The sequence below is a fragment of the Pseudomonas sp. FW306-02-D09B genome, assembly GCF_058782685.1.
This window is the reverse complement of record NZ_JBYSXY010000001.1, coordinates 192,028-214,299: the sequence shown is the minus strand read 5'-3', so window position 1 is coordinate 214,299 and position 22,272 is coordinate 192,028. Positions and strand designations below refer to the sequence as shown.

16 protein-coding genes and 1 pseudogene are annotated in these 22,272 nt (G+C 58.5%); 8 read left to right on the top strand and 9 right to left on the bottom strand.

Annotated features, from left to right (window positions below; genetic code table 11):
* Positions 1 to 105 precede the first annotated feature (105 nt).
* Positions 106 to 2,427, bottom strand: coding sequence for an autotransporter outer membrane beta-barrel domain-containing protein (locus tag AC3WK5_RS01095; protein ID WP_103316367.1), 2,322 nt, complete (start codon positions 2,425 to 2,427; stop codon positions 106 to 108).
* Between the two features lie 215 nt (positions 2,428 to 2,642).
* A complete protein-coding gene (locus AC3WK5_RS01090) occupies positions 2,643 to 4,733 on the bottom strand; it encodes a hypothetical protein (protein WP_103316368.1) in 2,091 nt (696 codons plus the stop codon).
* A gap of 285 nt (positions 4,734 to 5,018) precedes the next feature.
* On the opposite strand from AC3WK5_RS01090, the gene AC3WK5_RS01085 reads away from it, so the two are divergent.
* The 5 genes from AC3WK5_RS01085 to AC3WK5_RS01065 all read left to right on the top strand — a co-directional run bounded on the left by AC3WK5_RS01085 (position 5,019) and on the right by AC3WK5_RS01065 (position 10,244).
* A complete protein-coding gene (locus tag AC3WK5_RS01085) occupies positions 5,019 to 6,038 on the top strand; it encodes a LacI family DNA-binding transcriptional regulator (protein WP_103316369.1) in 1,020 nt (339 codons plus the stop codon).
* A 97-nt stretch (positions 6,039 to 6,135) separates the two neighbouring features.
* Positions 6,136 to 6,918: a sugar phosphate isomerase/epimerase family protein gene (locus AC3WK5_RS01080; protein WP_103316370.1), complete on the top strand. Its 783-nt coding sequence runs from the start codon at positions 6,136 to 6,138 to the stop codon at positions 6,916 to 6,918.
* A complete protein-coding gene (locus tag AC3WK5_RS01075; protein WP_103316371.1) occupies positions 6,911 to 7,897 on the top strand; it encodes a sugar kinase in 987 nt (328 codons plus the stop codon). The genes AC3WK5_RS01080 and AC3WK5_RS01075 overlap by 8 nt, the downstream gene beginning before the upstream one ends.
* A 49-nt stretch (positions 7,898 to 7,946) precedes the next feature.
* Entirely contained in the window at positions 7,947 to 9,245 is a 1,299-nt protein-coding gene (locus tag AC3WK5_RS01070) for an MFS transporter (RefSeq protein WP_103316372.1), read from the top strand.
* A 21-nt stretch (positions 9,246 to 9,266) separates the two neighbouring features.
* Complete coding sequence (locus AC3WK5_RS01065) at positions 9,267 to 10,244, top strand: NAD(P)-dependent oxidoreductase (RefSeq protein WP_103316373.1); 978 nt, start codon at positions 9,267 to 9,269, stop codon at positions 10,242 to 10,244.
* A 155-nt stretch (positions 10,245 to 10,399) separates the two neighbouring features.
* On the opposite strand, the gene AC3WK5_RS01060 is transcribed toward AC3WK5_RS01065, so the two are convergent.
* The 5 genes and pseudogenes from AC3WK5_RS01060 to AC3WK5_RS01040 form a co-directional block, all read right to left on the bottom strand.
* Positions 10,400 to 11,587 carry a pyridoxal phosphate-dependent aminotransferase gene (locus tag AC3WK5_RS01060; protein ID WP_103316374.1) on the bottom strand — a complete coding sequence of 396 codons (1,188 nt, stop codon included), beginning with the start codon at positions 11,585 to 11,587 and terminating at the stop codon, positions 10,400 to 10,402.
* Positions 11,588 to 11,627: 40 nt separating this feature from the next.
* On the bottom strand, positions 11,628 to 12,491 hold the full coding sequence (locus tag AC3WK5_RS01055) for a methyl-accepting chemotaxis protein (RefSeq protein ID WP_371917664.1): 864 nt from the start codon (positions 12,489 to 12,491) through the stop codon (positions 11,628 to 11,630).
* A pseudogene (locus AC3WK5_RS01050) lies at positions 12,486 to 13,238 on the bottom strand (MCP four helix bundle domain-containing protein); the annotation flags it as partial. The gene AC3WK5_RS01055 and the pseudogene AC3WK5_RS01050, both read right to left, overlap by 6 nt.
* A gap of 368 nt (positions 13,239 to 13,606) precedes the next feature.
* Positions 13,607 to 14,749 (bottom strand): glycerate kinase, encoded by a 1,143-nt coding sequence (locus AC3WK5_RS01045; RefSeq protein ID WP_103316376.1) that lies wholly within the window; start codon positions 14,747 to 14,749, stop codon positions 13,607 to 13,609.
* 279 nt (positions 14,750 to 15,028) lie between these two features.
* Complete coding sequence (locus tag AC3WK5_RS01040) at positions 15,029 to 16,141, bottom strand: sugar diacid recognition domain-containing protein (protein ID WP_103316377.1); 1,113 nt, start codon at positions 16,139 to 16,141, stop codon at positions 15,029 to 15,031.
* Between the two features lie 167 nt (positions 16,142 to 16,308).
* Between AC3WK5_RS01040 and AC3WK5_RS01035 the strand changes: the two genes are divergently transcribed.
* The 3 genes from AC3WK5_RS01035 (at position 16,309) to rarD (ending at position 19,810) form a co-directional block, all read left to right on the top strand.
* Positions 16,309 to 17,619 (top strand): MFS transporter, encoded by a 1,311-nt coding sequence (locus AC3WK5_RS01035; RefSeq protein WP_103316378.1) that lies wholly within the window; start codon positions 16,309 to 16,311, stop codon positions 17,617 to 17,619.
* A gap of 100 nt (positions 17,620 to 17,719) precedes the next feature.
* Entirely contained in the window at positions 17,720 to 18,733 is a 1,014-nt protein-coding gene (locus AC3WK5_RS01030; RefSeq protein WP_103316379.1) for an aldo/keto reductase, read from the top strand.
* 195 nt (positions 18,734 to 18,928) lie between these two features.
* A complete protein-coding gene (gene rarD / locus AC3WK5_RS01025; protein WP_103316380.1) occupies positions 18,929 to 19,810 on the top strand; it encodes an EamA family transporter RarD in 882 nt (293 codons plus the stop codon).
* A gap of 116 nt (positions 19,811 to 19,926) precedes the next feature.
* Here the strand turns inward: rarD and hppD are convergent, their stop codons facing one another.
* Together hppD and AC3WK5_RS01015 are read right to left on the bottom strand one after the other, a co-directional pair.
* A complete protein-coding gene (gene hppD / locus AC3WK5_RS01020; RefSeq protein WP_054597714.1) occupies positions 19,927 to 21,003 on the bottom strand; it encodes a 4-hydroxyphenylpyruvate dioxygenase in 1,077 nt (358 codons plus the stop codon).
* Between the two features lie 250 nt (positions 21,004 to 21,253).
* Positions 21,254 to 22,204, bottom strand: a complete 951-nt coding sequence (locus AC3WK5_RS01015) for a DMT family transporter (protein ID WP_103316381.1) — start codon at positions 22,202 to 22,204, stop codon at positions 21,254 to 21,256.
* Positions 22,205 to 22,272 lie beyond the last annotated feature (68 nt).

Below are 22,272 nucleotides of genomic sequence, written 5' to 3'. Positions count from 1 at the left end.
CCACCGGTCGGTTTGCGGTTTCACCAGGGTTTGCGACTGCAAAAAAAACCATAAAAAAAAGCCGCACTTCTGTCGAAACGCGGCTTTCCAAAATTTCATCGCCCCTTAAAACTTGAACTGCACGCCCAGCGTCCCGCGGGTCGGCATTTCGATGTTCGTGCCGTTCATGTACTCGACCTCGGCGTTTACACTCCAACGTTCGGTCAGCTTCACGGCAACCCCTGCCCCTACTTCGACGCGCGACCCGGAAATGTCATGGTTGAAGGCAGTTTCGTTCACCTTGTACTTATTGCTTTTGGAAAACTCGTGGGCCAGCGCTGCGCGGACATAAGGCTGCAGTGTGCTGCCGTTCTTCATCTGCAGTTCACGACCCACCGTTACCCCAACTTTGCCCAGCAATGAATAGGTCCCGTCGCCCTCGACCTCCATGCCGTTATCCAGACCATAATTCTTGCCCTGAATGTAGGCGGTCGACCATCGAGTGGAGGGCTCGATGAAATATCCGTTGCGGAGTTCGATTTTCCGACCCGCCTCCACAGACGCACTCACGGCGGTATTACCGTAATCCCCCTTGGACTTCGCCCCATCACTCATCGCAACATCGGCTTTGTTCTCCAGGCGATTGAGTTTGAGAGTGCTATCGACGTAATACCCGAGCTCACCCAACCAAGTCAGGTAGCCGCCCAGGAAGTAGCTGTCGACGGTGGCCGAACTGCCATGGTTCAGAGCGAGGTCCGACTGGCTATAGCCCGCCATCACGCCCAGCAACAATGGGCCATCGCCCAAAGCTGTATCGACACCCAACGCAAAACCTTGCTGCATCTGCCGATAGCTATTGTCGTAGTCCCCATTAACGTTGTACTTGCTGCCAAAAGCGCGGCTCCAGCCCCCCGACTTGCCGGGGTTGAAGCGCACTTCGCCCATGCGAGTGCGTAGCGAGGCGTCTTCGCCGTACAACACGGTGAGCGGTGCACCAAACAAGGCACTGACGACCCGAGTGGAGGGGCTGACGGTGCGCTTGCTCGGGTCGAGGAACCAGTTTTTACCGGTTGTATCCTGAGTCAGCCCATAGGAATACGTCCCCAGATCGACCGTACTATCGGCATTGGCCAACTTGAACTGAGCATCGCCGTCTTGTATACGCACCACGATGATGCGCTGACCACTGGCCGGATCGACACCGCTACTGGAGATCAGCAGTCGATGATCACCGGTAGCGTAATCGGCGTTCAACAGATCGGTCTCACCCGTGGTGAAGTGGGTGCGCATGAGAAACAGGCCGTCGCCCGACAGGTTGGTTACATCCAGTTGTTTGTAGTCAGTGCCATGATCAGCACCAAACCTGACAGTACCTTCTGTGTGCAGGTCGCCGACCTGGCTGTTGCCGGTCATGGCCCATTCGGATTGATGATCGATGCCGAGCGCGGCGACGTTCTCCAGGCGCCCGGTCAACAGAGAACCTTGCTGCAGCTGAACATTCGCCGTACTACCCGACTCGGCGATCACGTCACCGGTCAGCGAGCCTTGCTTGAAATTCAGGTTCGCGGTGCTGTTGCCGGCCACTTGAACAATGCCGTTCAGGGCGCTGTTACCGACGTTCATATTGACCAACGCCTTGCCCGTCACGTCCAGAATGATGCCGTTACCGCCCTTGAGAGTGGAACCGTTGAGAATATCGATCTGCGTCGGGGCACTGTCCTTACCGGCGTAATCGACAAGGATCGCCGAACCCGTTCGACTTTCCGCACTCGATTTGTGCAGCACCAGTGTGCCGGGTTGATCAACCGTGGTATCCAGCGTGAAGCTCACGCCATACTGACCGCCAATGATGCGGCTGCCGTTGCTGGCAGTCACGCTACCATTGGTCAGCCGAAGCCCATAACTGGTGGCGTCAGTGCCTTGCAGCGTGGAGTTCGAAAGATTCAGAGCACTAAGTCCGGTGACCCACGCCCCACCCGTCCCGCCAGTGATCGTGCTGCCGGTCACTGTCGCAGTAGATCCGGTATTCGTAGTCGTATTGCGGGCGATCCGTATGCCCAATCGGTTACTGTTGATGGTGCTGTCGCTAATGGTCGCGACGCTGTTGACCAGTACAACACCGTTCTGGCCGTCAGCCGCGTTGACGGTGGTATTCACCAGATTGACCGTCGAGCCCAGGCTGGCTGAAATCTGTTGCGTCGTGCCGGAATTGACATTGAGCGTCGACTGTATAGCGCGAATATCAAACGTTGAAACACCGTCGACCGTTAAAACTGCATTGCTGTAAAGCTGCCAGTCCTGGGTCACCCCCGGTGCGCTGATCGTAAGGCTGGTGCCGTCCAGGCGCTGAGCGCTGGCATAGGGCGCGATCAATGACAGAAGGGCCAGTGATGACATATTGAGCCCTACGACAACCGGGTTCAGGCTAAAGAGTTGCGTTAACGACATAGTGAGGTATCCAGGTAATTATCTGTCCTTGAAGGAAAGATCCAGTAGTCCGACACGGGAGCTCTCCTCCCGGAATGCGCGGGAGACTACGTGCGTAAACGATTCGCGTATGTAGGACTTTTCATCAGCCCAATCAGACTTTTCCCTCTGGTAGGTCGGAGCATGAAAAACAGAGAGAGTTGTTGGCCTCTCCCTGCTGACTCGACCAGTAGTATTTAAAGTGTTTCCGTCCCTTCACAATATAGACCATTGGCCAAGAGCCTTACTTCACGCAAGAACTCATCTGATGGATATGACTTATCTTTAATTTGTACGACGTACGAAATTTTAATAGCGCCATTTAGTTGTCCAGAACCCTGGGTTGGCTGAATGGATTTGATTTTAGTTGAGTAGGGTCTAATACTCACCTCAAACTCACCCGCTGTCACTTCAGCGGGGGTGATTGTGTGAGCTTCAGAAAAATCGGCACCAGGAATAGGCACAAACCCTTCACGATCAGACGTACCGACTGAATGCACTACAACAGTGGAGCCCGCCGGCATATAGGTGGGATTGATAGGAACCGTTACCACCAGTTGACGATCTGTACCAACCATGGTGAGGCTTCTGCAGTTAACAACCTGTTTTCTCACACCACCGTCAGTGATCGGGAAGGTAGGTGCCGATGGAGCGTCAAACTCGACGATCGCCGCATCAACGGTCACTTCAGTTTTTTTCGAGAGCCATTTATTGGAACTCAAATCTCCCAGAATAGTCCACCAGACAAATTTTTTGCCAGTACCGTGCCGATCAATAACTGCCTCAGATATATTGAATTCGAGTACGTCCTGCCCCCCTTTCAACCCCTCCGAGTGAACCACTTCACCTTCGTAGACTACCTCAGCTTCCTCATTGCCTAGAGGTGTCCAACTACCACCGGCTTCCGCCATTGAGGTCTGGATAGTGGCCGGTTTGCCACGGTCTTCGCCCTTAATATGATTCGGCGTTCCGGATGCCCCTGTAACCACGACTTTCGCCATATTCGGATTGGTCAAGCTCGGTAGATCGGGGTTAACCGGGCCGGCCTTTGTCAAATCGATAATAAAGTCTGTTGGAGGTGAAGGGCGTGGCGTCTCGACCCCTCGTTTCAGCTCATAAAACAATTCTACCCGAGTCACGGTCTCATCATCGATTGGCAGTAATTTAAGGACTAGATAGATGAGATCGAATCGAAGCAGGTTACCAGTACCCACTGGGAGTTCCGCCACTTCAAAAATAGCACCATCACTGACGCGTCTCAGCTTGAGCAGAATTTTGTCTGTGGGGTTCCAGTGATTACCACGATCTACAAAGGCATAGACCTTTGATTCAAGCGTTTTATAATCAAGTGTTCCTCCTTCAGTCACAATAGGAATTCTAGGTTTCTGGAACTCGGGCTCAGGACGCAGCACCACCTTAACAGTAGTATTCAATGAAACTTTGCTATCGTTACCCACTTCATCCGCAAGGACGTAGCTCACATAAATCGGTCCATCATTTTTCACTTCATTTTCAAAATCCTTAACCAAAATATCAACCAAGCCACTGGCAGTTAACCACCCGGAATAAACCACATTCGGAAGTGGGCCATCTGCCCCTGACTCAGTAGTAGAGATGGAGATATGAATCCGATCGCTCGATAAATAAAATTGATAACCCACGTCAACTTTCAATTTCAGGTGCGTATTATCTTTCAGCCACTGCTCGTCAATATCTCCTGGCACATTTAAAACTTCAACTCTAACAGGTCGAAGGTAACTGCCATCCTGCTTGCTTTGGTAAGGCGCATACCTATCGACACCAATATCAAGTACATCTGTGGGAGCTAGGTTACCGGTACTTCCCACGGTAACCATTACGCGTACCTGCAAGCGAGTAGCAGCGTGAACTTTGTCAAAATCAACCAGTTCAACACTTGGTAGAGCAAAGCTTTGAGGGTACCCTGCTGCAGAATCTGGCAAGTTCTGTACAGGTCCCTGATAAATAACTTTTGGTATCAGCGGCCCCCCCGGGTTCGTCGGGTCCTGGACCATCTCACTTGGATCAAGCAACTGTAATTCGCCTGTATCGCCTTCACTGTATTCGTTCAGTGACTCCACTACGACCACGACGTTTGTCTCATCCAGTAAGGCTTTAGGCGGCAGCCCATCACCGACCAGCCCCGCAATTTTTGGAGCCGGGTGCGGGTCTGCCAGAATGGCTGAATTGAAAGAGCGGTGGTTGTTACGAACTTGTTCAGCAAGTTGTTGCCGGGTCAGTTTCGATCTCAGCTTTTCGTTAGCAGTCATTTCACGTTCTCCATCACAGTAGAATTGATGCACGTTCAAACAGGCGTTGTTGGGAGTCGCTCTTCAATAACAGGAAGTAACTTGTTATCCCTGCAAGAAATTAAACGCCCTATCCCCAACACCGGCTACTGTCAGATCTGACAGGTCTGAAGACCGCCTGTCGGTTAAATCCGACTTTTCCTACAACTTCCTTCGCCGATGAACTTGACGTTCACCCGCGCTTGGTGTTTTCTGAAACCGGTTTCAGCAGCAGCCACCACAACTCAAACAACAAGGCTTCACACCGTGACTACTTTTTCCGCCGCCCAGCGCGGCCGCGTCACCATGCTCGATGTTGCCGAGCACGCCAGGGTCTCCAAGGCCAGCGTGTCGCGTTTTATTGGCGAAGACCGCGCCTTGCTGTCCGAGGCCACTGCCAAACGCATCGAGCAAGCGATCAGCGAACTGGGCTATCGCCCGAACCAGATGGCTCGCGGTTTGAAACGCGGGCGTACCCGTCTGATCGGCATGCTGGTGGCCGATATCCGTAACCCCTATTCGATTGCCGTGATGCATGGCGTGGAAACCGCTTGCCGACAGCACGGCTACAGCCTGGTGGTGTGCAACACCGACCGCGACGATGAGCAGGAACGCCAGCATCTGGCGGCACTGCGCTCGTACAACATCGAAGGCTTGATCGTGAACACCCTCGGCCATCACCTTGATGAGCTGCGCGAGCTGCACCGTGAACTGCCGATGGTGCTGGTGGATCGCAAGGTCGATCTGCTGGACAGCGACCTGGTCGGGCTGAACAACCCGGCAGCGGTCGAGATGGCCCTGGATCATCTTGAAGCTCGCGGCTATCGCGAGATTGTGTTGGTCAGCGAACCCTTCGACGGCACCAGCTCACGGATTGAGCGGGTGAACAGCTTCAAGGCGCAGATCGAGCGACGCACGCTGTTGAGCGGCGCGGTGGTTGAGACCGGCGGTGAGCTGAACACACAGCTGAAATCCTTCCTGGCCACCCCCGGCCCCGGTCCGAAAGCGCTGTTTTGCGCCAACGGTATTGCCACGTTGGCCGGCACCCGCGCCTTGCGCGAGTTGGGTTGCAGGCTGTTTGAAGACATCGGCTTGATCGCCCTCGACGACCTCGACTGGTACCCGCTGGTGGGCAGCGGTATTACTGCCCTCGCCCAGCCAACTGCAGAGATTGGCGCGAGCGCGTTCGAGTGTTTGCTCAAGCGCTTGCGCGGCGATGATGGGCCGGCGCGGACCCTGGATTTTGCGGCGCGGTTGATTGAGCGTGGGTCGACACGGCCGCGCTGAAACTTTGTGGCGAGGGAGCAAGCTCCCTCGCCACAGGTTGTGAATGGCAGCAAAAAAATTTGAACAAAAATGAAACCGGTTTCAGAGGTGCAAAACAATGAATAAACCACCCGTTTCCATCAGCCTTTCCAGCTACGGCGCCGAACTGGTTCGCCAGCGTGGGCAGTTGAGTTTTGTCGAGTTGCTGGCCGCTGCCGGCGCTGATCGCATTGAGCTGCGTGAAGAACTGCTCACCGATGAAGTGTCGGCACAAGTGGCTGCGGCCATCGAACACAGCGGCTTGGGTTGCGTGTTTTCCTCACCGCTGGAACTGTGGCTCGCCGGGCAAGAGCAGCCCCATCCAGAATTGCCCGACACCTTAAGGCGAGCCCGTGCGTTTGGTGCCAAGTGGCTGAAAGTCTCGCTGGGTGAATTCACCGACACTCACTCTCTGTCGGCGCTGGCCCGCTGCTTGTCCCAAAGCCCGGTGCAGTTGCTGGTGGAGAATGACCAGACCTTGCAAGGTGGACGCATCGAGCCGTTCCAACGGTTTTTCAGCGCAGTTGAAGCGCATGCGCTGCCAGTGCAGATGACCTTCGATATCGGCAACTGGCAATGGCAGGACCAATCCGCCGCCAGCGCCGCGCGCTTGCTTGGCCGGCATGTCGGCTATGTGCATTGCAAAGCGGTCCGTCGCCGTGCCGACGGCAAGCGGGTCGCCATACCGCCCTCGCTTGATGATTTGCACGAATGGGCACAGCACCTGCAGCACATGCCCCAAGGGGTGATGCGGGCGGTGGAATATCCGCTGCAAGGTACAGACCTGGTGCAACTGACCGCCGAGCATGTCGCCACCCTCGCCCGCCTGGGTCAAGTACGGCTGGAGAGTGCTCATGTCTGAGATCGATATTCTGTCGTTTGGCGAAACCATGGCGATGTTTGTCGCCGAACAGAGCGGTGATCTGGCCGACGTTACGCAGTTCCACAAGCGCATCGCCGGTGCCGACAGTAATGTCGCGATTGGTCTGTCGCGACTGGGGTTCAAGGTGTCCTGGCTGAGCCGGGTCGGTGCGGATTCGCTGGGCCGGTTTGTGGTCGACACCCTGGAACAGGAAGGTCTGGATTGTCGTTTCGTCGAGACCGACCCCGCGCACCCAACCGGTTTCCAGCTCAAGTCGCGTGCCGACGATGGCCGCGATCCTCACGTCGAATACTTCCGCCGGGGTTCGGCGGCCAGTCTTCTGTCCGTGCAGTCGATCGTGCCTGAACTGCTTCAAGCCCGACATCTGCACGCCACCGGCATTGTCCCGGCTCTGTCCGGGTCGGCGCGGCAGATGTCTTTCGAATTGATGACCCGCATGCGCGAGGCCGGGCGCAGCGTCTCGTTCGATCCCAACCTGCGCCCGACGCTGTGGGGCAGCGAACAGCAGATGATCGGCGAAATCAATCGCCTCGCCGCCTTGGCCCATTGGGTGCTGCCAGGGCTGAGTGAGGGACGTTTGCTCAGCGGTTTCGCGGACCCGGCCGACATTGCGGCGTTTTATCTGGATCAGGGCGCCGAGGCGGTGGTGATCAAACTCGGCCCTGACGGCGCCTATTACCGTACCCGACACGATCAGGGTTTTGTACCCGGTGTGCCCGTGGCCAACGTGGTGGACACGGTGGGTGCCGGCGATGGTTTTGCGGTCGGGGTGATCAGCGCTTTGCTGGAGAACTTCAGCGTCCCCGATGCCGTGCGGCGGGCCAACTGGATTGGCAGCCGCGCGGTGCAGAGCCGTGGGGATATGGAGGGTTTGCCGACCCGTGCTCAGTTATCCGCTGAATTCGAGACCGCCAATCGCGAGCAAGCTCGCAATAGGGCCCGCACCGTCACTGATTGATTAAACCGTTACCTGCTGCGACAAAAACAACAAGCTCAGGAGCACTACCATGCAAACGCTGAACCTCGCCACCCGCCGCTGGTGGTACATCATGCCGATGGTGTTTATCACCTACAGCCTGGCTTATCTGGACCGCGCCAACTACGGTTTTGCCGCCGCCTCCGGGATGGCCGCCGACCTGATGATCACACCGGGACTGTCCTCGCTGCTCGGTGCGCTGTTCTTTCTCGGGTACTTTTTCTTCCAGGTGCCGGGAGCAATCTACGCGCAAAAGCACAGCGTGAAGAAATTGATCTTCGTCAGCCTGATCCTCTGGGGTGGCCTCGCCACGTTGACCGGCATCGTCTCCAACGCCTACATGCTGATCGCCATCCGTTTCCTGCTGGGCGTGGTCGAAGCCGCCGTGATGCCGGCGATGCTGGTTTACCTGTGCCACTGGTTCACTCGCGCCGAACGCTCGCGAGCCAATACGTTTCTGATTCTCGGCAACCCGGTGACCATGCTCTGGATGTCGGTGGTGTCGGGTTATCTGGTGGAGCATTTCAGCTGGCGCTGGATGTTTATCGTCGAAGGGTTACCGGCGGTGCTCTGGGCATTTATCTGGTGGCGCCTGGCCGACGATCGTCCTGCCGACGCCAAGTGGCTGAGCAACCAGCAGAAGCAAGACTTGCAAAGCGCCCTGGCCGCTGAACAGGTCGGGATCAAAGCGGTGAAAAACTACGCCGAAGCGTTCCGTTCCCCCAAAGTGATCATCCTGGCCTTGCAGTTTTTCTGCTGGAGCATCGGCGTCTACGGGTTTGTGCTGTGGCTGCCGTCGATCCTCAAACACGGTGCGCAGATGAACATGATCGAAGCCGGCTGGCTGTCGGCGCTGCCGTATCTGGCAGCGGTGATTGCGATGCTCGGGGTGTCCTGGGGTTCGGACCGGATTCAGCGGCGCAAACGGTTTGTCTGGCCGCCGTTGTTGATTGCCTCCATCGCGTTTTACGCCTCCTATGCCCTTGGCGCTGAACACTTCTGGTGGTCCTACGCGCTGCTGGTGATTGCCGGCGCCTGTATGTACGCCCCTTACGGGCCATTCTTTGCCATCGTCCCGGAGATCCTGCCAGCCAACGTCGCCGGCGGTGCCATGGCGCTGATCAACAGCATGGGCGCCCTCGGCTCGTTCGGCGGGTCGTATCTGGTCGGCTATTTGAACAGTTCCACCGGCTCGCCCGGCGCCTCTTATCTATTGATGAGCGCTGCCTTGATGCTCTCGGTGGTGCTGACGATTTTCCTCAAGCCCGGCGCCAGCGACCGGGCCCACCCCTCGCGTGCAACGGCCCGGCCCGTAGCGGCACATTCCTGAATTGAACAAGAGACTGATCGGATGAAAAAGCAGGTCGTGCTGTACAAAAAACTCTCTGCGCCACTCATGGCTCGCTTGCACGAACGGGCCGAGGTGACGCTGATCGACAGCCTTGACGCCGAGGGTCTGAAACGCTTGCGCGAAGCGCTGCCCTCGGCCCACGGTCTGCTGGGCGCCAGCCTGAAGCTGGACGCCGAACTGCTCGACCTGGCGCCACGCTTGGAGGCCATTGCCAGCGTCTCGGTCGGCGTCGACAACTACGACATCGACTACCTGAACCGCCGACAGATCCTGCTCAGCAATACCCCGGACGTGTTGACCGAAACCACCGCCGACACCGGTTTTGCGTTGATTCTGGCGACGGCCCGGCGTGTGGTCGAGCTGGCCAATCTGGTGCGCGCCGGACAATGGAACCGCAACATCGGCCCGGCGCATTTCGGCACCGATGTACATGGCAAGACCTTGGGCATTATCGGCATGGGCCGCATCGGCGAGGCGTTGGCCCAGCGTGGGCATTTCGGTTTCGGGATGCCGATTCTCTATCACAGCCACAGCGCCAAACCTGCGGTGGAACAGCGTTTCGACGCGCAGTACCGCAGCCTTCCTGCGCTGTTGCAGCAGGCCGATTTTATCTGCCTGACATTACCGCTGACCGCTGAAACCGAAGGATTGATCGGCGCCGAGCAGTTTGCACTGATGCGCCCGGAGAGTATTTTTATCAATATCTCCCGAGGCAAAGTGGTCGATGAAACGGCGTTGATCGAAGCGTTGCGCCAAGGGCAGATTCGTGCGGCGGGGCTGGATGTATTCGAGCGTGAACCGCTGGCCTACGACTCGCCGTTGTTGCAGTTGAACAACGTGGTGGCGACTCCGCACATCGGCTCTGCGACCCACGAAACCCGCGAAGCCATGGCCCGCTGTGCGGTCGACAACCTGCTGATGGCACTGGCCGGTGAACGCCCGACGAATCTGGTGAATGGGGTTGCGTGGAACGCTTGATGGGGTTTTGGCGTTTGCTCGATAGCTTTCGCGAGCAAGCCCGCTCCCACATTGGATCTATGTCGTACACAAAATCTGTGTTCATTAAAGATCTACTGTGGGAGCGGGCTTGCTCGCGAATAGGCCATCAAATTCAGCACACAGCTCCAGGCGGCTCAGGCCCGCCGGGCTTTCAGCAGCTCCGTTGCGCAGCGCACGATCCGGCGACAGGCTTCGGCCAGCCGCTGTTGGTCGAGCACCAGGCCAATGCGGATATGCCCCGCCGCACTCGGCCCGAACGCTTCACCAGCGAGCACCGACACGGCATAGCCTTCCAGCAGTTTCTCGGCGAACGCCTGCGCACCGACCCCGGTCTGGCGCACATCGACCATCACGAACATCCCGCCATCCGGAATGACCGGATTAATGCCTGGGCAATCGCTCAATCGCGCGCACACCAGATCACGCCGCGCACGGTACTCGTTGCGCATCAGCGCAAGTTCCGGCAAATCAGCCTCCAGAGCCACACGCGCTGCGTTCTGCACGAAGTCGGGAATGCCAAAGAGCATGCACAGCGAAAGGTTCTCCAGGTGTTCAGTCAAGCGTTTCGGGCCGATCACCCAACCAACTCGCCAGCCCGTCATGGCGTGAGACTTCGACAGACTGTTCACGGTCGCCGTACGTTCGGCCATCCCCGGCAGGCTGGCCGGACTGATGTGCTCACCCTCAAATAACAGTTCGCTGTAGACCTCATCGCTGATCAGCCACAAGTCATGCTTGACGCACAAATGCGCCAACGCCTGCCAGATCGGCAGCGACAGGCTTGCCCCGGAAGGATTGTTCGGACTGTTGAGCAAAATGGCGCGCGTCCTGGGAGTGATCCGTGCGGCGATGTCTGTCGGGTCAACGCGAAATCCGTTTTCCGGCCGCACAGCGATGGGTACCACCTTCGCCCCGCAGGCACCGAACACGCCTTCATAGGTCACGTACATCGGTTCGGCGACCAGTACCTCGTCACCTGGGTCGAGCAAACATTGCACCACCGAGTACACCGCACACTGCGCGCCCGGCAGCACCAGCACATGATCGGCATCGACCACCTGCCCGCTGCGCCGGGTGTGACGACGGGCGATGCTGGTGCGCAGCGACCGCGTGCCGCGCACCTCCGAATAATGCGTATCACCGGCCAGCAAGCTGTCGATGGCCGCCTGGACGATCGGTTTTGGCGTATCGAAATCCGGGTCGCCGACCGACAGCAGCAGGACATCGACGCCCTGCTCGCGCAATTCCAGCGCTCGGTAGTGAATCTGCCAGGCGTCGGCTCCGTCACCGGCGATTCGTTGGGTCAAGGCTGAATAGCGCATGTACATCTCCTGTCGCGCGAACTCCACATTCAACCCTATCTCAAATCACGAAACGCGCCACCATGGCATTCAAATCAACCGCCAGGCGCGACAGCTCATGGCTGGCGGCGCTGGTCTGGTTGGCACCGGCGGCCGATTGGGTGGCCAGGTCGCGGATGTTCACCAGGTTGCGGTCCACTTCGCGCGACACCTGCGCCTGTTCTTCCGAGGCGCTGGCGATCACCAGGTTGCGCTCGTTGATCTGGTGGATCGACTGGGTGATTTGCTCCAGCGCCACGCCGGCTGCACGGGCCAACTCCAAGGTCGTGTGCGTGCGCTGATTGCTTTGCTGCATGGAGTCGACCGCTTCGCCGGTGCCGTTTTGAATCCCGGCGACCATTTTTTCGATTTCCTGGGTCGATTGCGCGGTGCGATGCGCCAAGGCGCGGACCTCGTCTGCCACCACCGCAAAACCGCGTCCGGCTTCACCGGCACGCGCCGCTTCGATGGCAGCGTTAAGTGCCAGCAGGTTGGTCTGCTCGGCAATCGCCCGAATCACATCCAGCACCTTGCCGATATCGCGGCCCTGAGTGGCCAGGCCTTCAATCATCAGCGAGGTGCTTTGTACGTCATGGGTCATGGTCTGAATGGCGTTGACGGTTTCCACCACGCGGTCGCGACCTTCACGGGCGGCCTGGGTCGATTGATTCGATGCTTCGGAGGTGGACACCGCGTTGCGTGCGACCTCTTCCACGGCGGCGGTCATTTCATTGACGGCGGTCGCGGCCTGTTCGATCTCGTTGTTTTGCTGTTGCAGACCGCGCGATGCTTCCTCGGTCACGGCGCTGAGCTCTTCTGCGGCAGCCCCCAGCTGGTTCGCGGAACCGGCGATCTGTTCGATGGTTTTGCGCAAGTTGGCCTGCATGGTCGACAAGGCAGCAAGCAAACGCGCCGGTTCGTCCTTGCCATCGACTTCGATAGGCTTGGTGAGGTTACCGCCAGCAATTGACTCCGCGGCGGCGACCGCGCGGTTCAGTGGTGTAACGATGCTGCGGGTCAGCAGCCAGGCCAGCAACACCGTCACCAATGCGGCAAACACCGAAACCGCGATGATGCCGTTGGTAGCGAAAGAATATTGGTCGCCAGCGACAGCGTCGGCCGCAGTTGCGCCAGCCTTGTTAATGTCGATCAGCTTGTTCAACTGCACACCCATCAGATCGGTACCGTCCTTGATCCGCGTATTGATCAGGTTGCGCAGGTCATCGACTTTGTTCTGCCGCGACAGCTCCATCATCTGGCTTTGGGCTTGCAGATAGCTGTCCAGGGTAGCGGCAAAGGTTTTAGTCAGCGCCGTTTCTTCCGGGCCTGCTGGCAAGGCCTCATAACCTTTCTGAGCTTGTCTGACTTTGTTGACCAGCTCATTGATGCGGGTTTCTGCTTCCTGCAACCCGGCGGCTTCACGATTGACCAGCACGCGAAACGACAGAATGCGCAAGCGCAGGACGTTCTCGGTGATGTTCCCAAGGAAGGCTACGCTGGGTAGCTGATTGCTTTCCATGTCGATGGAGGCCTGGCGGATGATCGACATGCGGTTCACGGCAAAGACGCCGAGCACGATCACCAGCAACGCAATGAAAGCAAAACCCAGGAACGCTCGAGGCGCGATATTCATATTACGTATGGACATAGGATGACTCTCGGGTGGTGAAGTCTTCGAGCATCCATGCAGTGAACGCTGGCAGGCTGGGGATTGTTCCCCGCATGCAGGTAGGCGACTTTGATTTGAGGGTGTGTGTGCGCCTATACCCTGTATCGGCAGGGCTTTAGGTTTTATGGAGGGTTGAGCGAAATATATTTCTGGACAGGACAAGTGTTTCAAGAGTGAAACACTGCTCCTGCCTGTGGCGAGGGAGCTTGCTCCCGCTCGGTGGCGAAGCCGCCGTAAGCCTTTGCTTTATTTTTTTCCATTTCGGGGCCGCTTCGCGTCCCAGCGGGACGGTGCGGCGTTCCGACAAGCTCCCTCGCCACAAAGGACCGTGTTCAGTGCTTATGTACCGCCAGGCGCCAGACGCGGGCGATGTCCCGGGCGCGATCGTGCAGCAGGCGCGGAGCGTCGGCGCAGGCTTGCTCCAGGGTCATTGGCCCGGATGCGAGGGCGAAGGCCGCGTCCACGCCATGTTCGTACATCTGCTGGTAACCCTCGCCGAGCGTGCCGGCAATCACGATTACCGGCACGCCCTGCTGCCGGGCGATACGCGCCACGCCAAACGGAGTTTTGCCGCGCAAGGTCTGGGCGTCGAAGCGGCCCTCGCCAGTGATCACCAGGTCTGCATCACGTACCGCCTCTTCCAGGCCGACCAGGTCGGCGACCACTTCTACACCGGCGCGAAATTGCGCGCCAAGAAACGCCTTGGCCGCAAAACCCAGTCCGCCCGCTGCCCCACTGCCCGGTTCGTCACGCAGATCTTTTCCCAGCGCTTGAGCACAGATCCCGGCGAAATGCCCAAGGGCCTGATCCAGTTGTTGAACCTGCTCGACCGATGCACCTTTCTGTGGACCGAATATCGCTGAGGCACCATGAAGACCGCACAACGGATTGTTGACGTCGGCGGCGATTTCGAAGCGCACGCTGGCCAGACGCGGGTCCATTTCACTCAGGTCGATCCGTGCCAGTTGCGCCAACGCCAGGCCACCCGGTTGCAATGTCTGGCCCTGGGCATCGAGCAGTCGTACGCCCAGTGCTTGCAACGCACCGGCACCTGCGTCGTTGGTCGCACTGCCGCCAATGGCCAGGATGATCCGCTGCGCCCGTGCGTCGAGTGCTGCGCGGATCAGTTCGCCCGTGCCGAAGGTGCTGCTGATGCACGCATCGCGTTGACCCAGCGGCACCAACTGCAATCCGCTGGCTTCGGCCATTTCGATGATCGCAGTGTGATTGTGGGGCAGCCAGCCCCAGTGCGCGTCGACCTGTATACCGAGCGGCCCCTGCACGCTGGCGCTGCGCAGCTCGCCTTCGCAGGCAGCGAGAATCGACTCGACCGTCCCTTCCCCGCCGTCAGCCATCGGGCACTTGACCAGCGTCGCATCCGGCCAGACCTCGGCCAGGCCCAGCGCAATGGCAGTGGCCACGGCTTCGGCACTCAGGCTGTCCTTGAACGAATCGGGGGCGATGACGATTTTCATGTGAATTCTCCAGTTCCAATGGAGCCCATGCTGCCAGTTGATATGAACAATAACGCCGGTCCGTTGCACAAACGGCCATGAGGATTATTGTTCATTTCCACAAATCCCTGCGCGCCCAACGTAGCAGCTGCCGAGCCCGCGAGGCTGCGTTCGGCGGCGCAGCCGTCGTGAAATCAATCGCTGCGGTGTGTCAGGGAACAGTTGCCAGCAGAAATTACGACGGCTTCGCCGCCGAACGCAGCCTCGCAGGCTCGGCAGCTGCTACAGGTTCGTGAGTGACTATTCGGTTTGTGGCAGCAGTTGCACGCCCAGGTACAGCGCGAGCATGCCATCGAGGCGCAGCGGATCAACGCCGCTGAGTTCGGCAATGCGCTCCATGCGGTAACGCAGGCTGTTGCGGTGAATGCCCAACGCATCGGCACAGGCCTGGCTTTGGCCATCGTGTTCGCACCAGCTTCGTAACGTTGCCAACAGTTGGCCGTTGCTGTCCTTGGCGATGACTTTGCGCAGAGGCGTGAGCAACTCGTCGAGCGCATCGTCGTTGCGATGACGCCAGAGCATAACCGGCAATCGATAGCGGTTAAGTATCAGCAAACGGGTTTTCGGCAGCACATCGCGTCCATACGCCAGCAAGTCACCGACCCGCCGATAGCAGCGGCGCAAGCCTTGCAAACCATCGGCCTGGCCACCCACGGCAATACGCAAAATGTTCCAGCCCAGGCCCTCGAGTTTTTCCAATAAGCGCTCGTTGTCCACCACTTGCGTGGTCGGCCGGCACCACAGCAACGACGACTTGGCGGAACTCACGCACCAACTGTCGGGATAGCGTGAGATCAGCCAGGCACTCAAGGCCTCGGCGGTTTGCCCCGCTCCATGTTCCAGGCCCAACTCGAACAAATAAGGTGTGCGCGACAGCTGCGGCTTGAGGCCCATTTGCTGAGCTTCGTCGATCAGCCGTGGCGAATCCCCGGCCTCGCTGAGCAGCAACGCCAACAGGTCATCGCAACGCTGGCGACGCCATTGCTGCTCGGCCTGCTGGTTGCGCTGGCCGACCAGCATCTCGGCAGTCATGCGCACCAGCTCCGCATAGGTACGCAGTTGCTCGGGCTCACCGGTAATACCCAACACGCCGATCAAACGCTGATCGAGCAGCAACGGCAAATTGATCCCCGGCTGCACGCCTTTGAGGTGTACGGCGGTCTGCGCGTCGATTTCCACCACGCGCCCATTCGCCAGCACCAGTTGCGCACCTTCGTGCCGGGTGTTGATCCGCTCCGGCTCGCCACTGCCGAGGATCAGCCCCTGGCTGTCCATGACATTGACGTTGTACGGCAGAATGGCCATCGCCCGGTCGACGATATCCTGCGCCAGGTCGTGATCGAGTTCGAACATGCGGCTAATCCTTGAAAACGTGCGGCGATTGATTGTTCACCCGCACAGGCTGTTGGCGCAAACCCTGTGCTCAGGCACAAAGACTTCCGCGTAGGGGTGACCGAGACTCTCCAGGCGACCAACGTTACCCTTGCCTCGCAAAAAATCATAATAAAGAGAGTCCCGCCATGTCACAGAGCGCCGCTGCCACCCTGGCCACCGATGACGATAAAAACGCCGTCTACAAGCGCGTTACCCTGCGCTTGATCCCCTTCATCTTTGTCTGCTACCTGTTCAACTACCTCGACCGGGTCAACGTTGGATTTGCCAAACTGCAGATGCTCGATGCGCTGAAATTCAGCGAAACCGTGTACGGCCTCGGGGCCGGGATTTTCTTCATCGGCTACGTGTTGTGTGGCGTACCGAGCAACCTGGCGCTGACCCGATTTGGCCCACGGCGCTGGATCGCGCTGATGATGGTCACCTGGGGCCTGCTGTCGACCTGCCTGCTGTTCGTCACCACGCCGACCGGGTTCTACACCTTGCGCCTGTTCACCGGTGCCGCCGAAGCCGGGTTCTTCCCGGGCGTGGTGCTGTACCTCTCGCAGTGGTTCCCGACCTTCCGCCGTGGCCGCATCATGGCGCTGTTCATGTCGGCGATTCCGGTGTCCGGCCTGCTCGGCAGCCCGTTCTCAGGCTGGATTCTCAACCACTTCGCCGCCGGCCAGGGTGGACTCGCCGGCTGGCAGTGGATGTTCCTGCTGCAAGGCATTCCGACCATCACCCTCGGTGCACTGGCGTTCTTCCTGCTCAGCGACAACTTCGCCAGCGCCAAATGGCTCAAGCCAGAAGAACGTGCCGTGCTCGAAGCCGATCAAGCCATCGATTGGGCCAGCAAACCGAAAACCGCCACCGATTCGCTGCTGGCGGTGTTCAAGAACCCGGCGATCTGGGCGTTCGGGCTGATCTATTTCTGCATTCAAAGCGGTGTCTACGCGATCAACTTCTGGTTGCCGTCGATCATCAAGAACCTCGGTTTCGCCGATAACCTGGTGATCGGCTGGCTCAGTGCGATTCCGTACCTGCTGGCAGCCGTGTTTATGCTGATGGTCGGTCGCTCGGCGGACTTGCATAAAGAACGCCGCTGGCATTTGGTGGTACCGATGCTGATGGGCGCGGTGGGTCTGTTGATCGCCGTGAACTTTGCGGCCAACCCAGCCATAGCGATTCTTGGCCTGACCATCGCCACCATGGGCGCCCTCACCGGCTTGCCAATGTTCTGGCCAGTGCCTACCGCCATGCTCAGCGCCGGCGCCGCTGCCGGTGGCCTGGCGTTGATCAACTCCATGGGCCAGATGGCCGGTTTCCTCAGCCCGTACCTGGTCGGTTGGGTCAAGGACAGCACCGGCTCGACCGATGCGGCGTTGTACCTGCTGGCGGGGGTGATTGTTTGCGGCAGTCTGTTGGCGCTGCGTATGACGCGCACGTTGCGCGCTTGATACCCGACAATTGATCTGAGATGTTCGATAATTCCGTTTGCCCCGTGCGGTTGTTCTGGTATTTGATTGAGCCTTTCCTACCGGCAAAAGGATTTCGCACATGACCTACCGCACACTGGGCCACTCTGGACTGCAAGTGTCCACCCTGACCCTGGGCACCATGATGTTCGGCGAGCAGACCAGCACCGAAGATTCACTGCGGATCATCGAGAAGGCCTGGGATCAAGGCGTCAACTTCATCGACACGGCAGACGTATACACCGGCGGCCGCTCCGAGGAGATCGTCGGCGAAGCCATTGCCAGTCACCGCCACGAATGGGTGGTGGCTTCCAAGGTCGGCTTCGGCCCGGTGGACGGTGTGCCGAATCGCAGCGGGCTGAGCCGCAAGCACCTGTTCAATGGCATCGATGCCAGTCTGTCCCGCCTGGGCACCGATTACCTGGACATCTATTACCTGCACCGCGAAGACCACAACACGCCGCTGGAGGTCACGGTGTCGGCCATCGGCGACCTGATTCGCCAAGGCAAGATCCGTTACTGGGGCCTGTCCAACTACCGTGGCTGGCGGATCAGCGAGGTGATCCGCGTCGCGGAGAAACTCGGCGTCGACAAACCGGTGATCAGCCAGCCGCTGTACAACATCGTCAATCGCCAGGCCGAAACCGAACAAATCACCGCCGCCAACGCCTACGGCCTCGGCGTGGTGCCTTACAGCCCGTTGGCCCGTGGCGTGTTGAGCGGCAAGTACGCGCCAGACGCCACCCCGGACGCCAACAGCCGCGCCGGTCGCCAGGACAAGCGCATCCTGGAAACCGAATGGCGGGTCGAATCGCTGCGCATTGCCCAGCAGATTCAGACGTACACCCAAGAGCGCGGCGTCGGCATCGTCGAGTTCGCGATCGCCTGGGTGCTGAACAACTCTGCCGTCAGCTCGGCCATCGTCGGTCCGCGCACCGAAGCCCAATGGGATGCCTACACCAAGGCCCTGGCGGTGAAGATCACGGCCGAAGACGAAGCCTTCATTGACTCGCTGGTGACGCCGGGGCACTCGTCGACGCCGGGGTTCAATGACATGGGCCATTTCGTGTCAGGGCGTAAACCACGTAATAACTGAAGAAACACAGGCTAATGTGGGAGCGGGCTTGCTCGCGAAGGCGGTTTCACATTCAACACTGATGTTGACTGGAGGATCGCCTTTGCGAGCAAGCCCGCTCCCACAGTTGGTTTATGTTGATCATTCGGACAATATTCATCTCTGAAACCACGTATCCTCCGCTGCCCGTTTTACGTTCAACCTCGCGAGGACAGTTTGTCTAAAGGTATTGCTCTATCGGTGTCAGCCTCGGTGCTGTTCGCCGTCATGTATTTCTACACCTCGTTGCTGTCGCCCCTGAGCGGCGTGGAAATCTTCGGCTGGCGAATGCTGCTGACCGTGCCGTGCATGACCGTGTTCATGGTGGTTTCCGGCGAATGGCGGCGCGTGGTCGAGATCCTCCGTCGGGTGGGCAGCAAACCGGCATTGTTCGGTGGCCTGCTGGTTTCCTCGGCATTGCTCGGCGTGCAACTCTGGTTGTTCATGTGGGCGCCGCTGAACGGCCACAGCCTTGACGTTTCGCTGGGCTACTTCCTGTTGCCACTGACCATGGTGCTGACCGGGCGCATCGCCTATGGCGAACAGCTTTCGTACCTGCAAAAGGTCGCCGCGTTTTTCGCCACCCTCGGCGTGCTCAACGAGTTGTATCAGGTGGGCAGTTTTTCCTGGGCGACTCTCTTGGTGGCCATCGGTTACCCGACCTACTTCGTGCTGCGCCGACGCTTGGCGTCGGACAACCTCGGCGGTTTGTGGCTGGACATGACGCTGATGCTGCCGGTGGCGTACGGGTTCGTGCACAGCGGTGAACAAGGCTTTGCCGTATTCGATCAACACCCGTGGTTGTCGTTGCTGATCCCGCTGCTCGGGGTGATCAGTGCTTCGGCGCTGGTGGTTTACATCATCGCCAGCCGCTTGCTGCCGTTCAGCCTGTTCGGGCTGCTGAGCTATGTCGAACCGGTGCTGTTGCTGGGGGTTGCGTTGTTACTGGGGGAAAGTATCAAGGCGGGAGAATGGCTGACCTACATTCCGATCTGGCTGGCGGTGCTGGTGTTGGTGTTTGAGGGCTTCAAGCATTTGATGCGGCATCGCCGCCCTTGACCTTGACCGTGTAGGAGCCGAGCTTGCTAGCGATGGCAGCGCCGCAACATACCGGCGGACCGCGGCGCTTCCATCGCTAGCAAGCTCAGATCCTACAGTTTTACAGCAGTGGCAAATTACTCAGTCGAGAGCACACCACGGCGAACCTGGTCACGTTCGATGGATTCGAACAGTGCCTTGAAGTTGCCTTCGCCGAAACCATCGTCGCCTTTACGCTGGATGAATTCGAAGAACACCGGCCCCATCAGGGTTTCCGAGAAGATTTGCAGCAGCAGACGCTTGTCGCCCGCCTCTGACGAACCGTCCAGCAGAATCCCCCGCGCTTGCAGTTCGTTGACCGGCTCGCCGTGGTTCGGCAAACGGCCCTCGAGCATTTCGTAGTAGGTGTCTGGCGGCGCGGTCATGAAGCGCATGCCGATCTTTTTCAGGTGATCCCAGGTCTTGATCAGGTCATCGGAGAGGAAGGCAACGTGCTGGATACCCTCGCCGTTGAACTGCATCAGGAACTCTTCGATCTGCCCGGCGCCCTTGGACGACTCTTCGTTCAGCGGGATGCGGATCATGCCATCCGGGGCAGTCATGGCCTTGGAGGTCAGGCCGGTGTATTCGCCCTTGATGTCGAAGTAACGGATCTCGCGGAAGTTGAACAGCTTCTCGTAGAAGTTCGCCCAATACGCCATACGGCCGCGGTACACGTTATGGGTCAGGTGGTCGATGATCTTCAGGCCAGCCCCGACCGGGTGACGGTCAACGCCTTCGATGAACACGAAATCGATGTCGTAGATCGAGCTGCCTTCACCGAAACGGTCGATCAGGTACAGCGGCGCGCCGCCGATGCCTTTGATCGCCGGCAGGTTCAGTTCCATCGGGCCGGTTTCGATATGGATCGGCTGGGCGCCGAGTTCCAGGGCTCGCTTGTAGGCCTTTTGCGAATCCTTGACCCGGAACGCCATGCCGCATACCGACGGACCGTGTTCAGCCGCGAAGTACGACGCCACGCTGTGGGGTTCGTTGTTGAGGATCAGGTTGATCTGGCCCTGCCGATACAGGTGCACGTCTTTGGAGCGGTGGGTCGCGACCTTGGTGAAGCCCATGATCTCGAAGATCGGCTCAAGGGTGTTCGGGGTCGGCGATGCGAGTTCGATGAACTCAAAGCCCATCAGGCCCATTGGGTTTTCGTATAAATCTGCCATGGTTGGCGCCTCATCATGATGCTTTTGGAATTAACGGAACGTTAGTTACAAGCACTGCTGAGAGCGGCGGGTGGCGCGCAGGAGATACCTCGCACACTGCGGGCGAGAAAATCACCGTAGATCAATTGGAACCCAAATATCTTCATTGTCGACCCAAGGCTCTTGCGGGCGAGGCTTCTGCTGCCAGAAGACGTTATTCTTATATGCGTAACCGGATTCTACACAGCGTAACAATGTTTGTCCGCCTTCTCTATAAAATCCCCCTTTTTGACACCGGTGCAAGAGGTTTATTGCACAGGTAAATGCCCAGCAGAATCGCCGCGCCTCCCAGGTACATCGCCCCACTCAACTGCTCGCCCAGCAACAGCGTGCCAAGTATCACTGCCGTCAGCGGATTCAGGGCGATAAACACCCCCGAGCGGGTGGCGCCGATTTTACGAATACCGTCGTAGTACCAAATGTAGGCCAGCGCCGAGCCGAGTACCCCCAGATACAACAGACTCAACAGCTGCGTCACCTGCAAATCGCCCAGGACCTCAAGACTCACTTCACCGCGCACGGCGCTGGTCGTGCACAACATCAGTGTGCCCAGCACAATCGAGTAGGTCACGGTATGCAGCGGGCCCAACGCCTGGTTCAGACCTTTGGAAAACAAAGAGTAAATTCCCCAACCCAACACACAACCGAAAATCAGCAGATCACCGATCCAGCTGTTCGCGGCGCCGCCATCAAACACCGGCTGGTTGCGACTGAAAATGACCACCCCTGCCCCAGCGATGCAGATCGCGATGCCTGCAATTTTGGTTCGACTCAAGCGCTCCTTGAACAGCAGCCACGACGCCAACCCGATGACCGCCGGATTCAGCGCCACGATCAGCGATGCACGAGAGGCGTTGATGTAGTGCAAGCCGTAAAAGAAACACAGGTTGTAAAAGAAGATCCCGAAAAAACCCAGCATCCCCAATTGCAACCACTGCCTGAAGGTCGGACGCATCAAAGGGATGCGCGCCAGAACCATAAACAGTAGCAAGGCCAGGCTCGCCAGCAGAAAACGCAAACTCGCCGCAAATAGCGGGCTGAGTGAGTCGGCGAGAAACCGGCCGGCCACGAAGGTCCCACCCCATATCATGGTGACAGTGGCGAGTTTCAGGTAGACCGGAACATCCGAATCACGGGAGCCGCTTTGGACAAGGCTTTTCATAAATCTCCACGCTGAGAAGGACGTTAGATAACGTATTCTTTGCGTAATGTCTGATCATCGTAAAATGA